1 protein-coding gene is annotated in these 268 nt (G+C 38.1%); it reads right to left on the bottom strand.

All coding sequences use genetic code 11. The annotated features are described in order from the left end of the window. Window positions 1-268: IS66 family transposase zinc-finger binding domain-containing protein (locus tag DWY01_RS11400; RefSeq protein WP_147332197.1), on the bottom strand; the 268-nt coding region annotated here is incomplete at both ends.

The raw sequence follows: 268 nt of genomic DNA, 5'->3' as shown, positions 1-268 counted from the left end.
CATTTGTTTCCATTCGGATTCCTGTCTATAGAGTGGAACGCCATTTACGAACTTTTGTTTCATAACGAAAGCCACACTTTCAGCAGAGGCATAAGAATGTGGAATGACAGGTTCTGGAATTCCAGGACTTTTCATAACACTCTTTCCATTTGCACGACATTTTCTGCATTCATATGTCGTTGTATATATATCTCTTACTTTTAACTTGGCTGGTACAAATTCAATTTCGTGTCGAACAAATTTCTTTCCGACAGGGACAAGTTTACTG

Origin of the sequence: Eubacterium sp. AF22-8LB (assembly GCF_003458715.1) — a bacterium.
Lineage (GTDB): Bacteria > Bacillota_I > Bacilli_A > Erysipelotrichales > Erysipelotrichaceae > Holdemanella.
The sequence above is the reverse complement of the archived record's forward strand: the minus strand, read 5'-3'. Positions and strand labels throughout refer to the sequence as shown.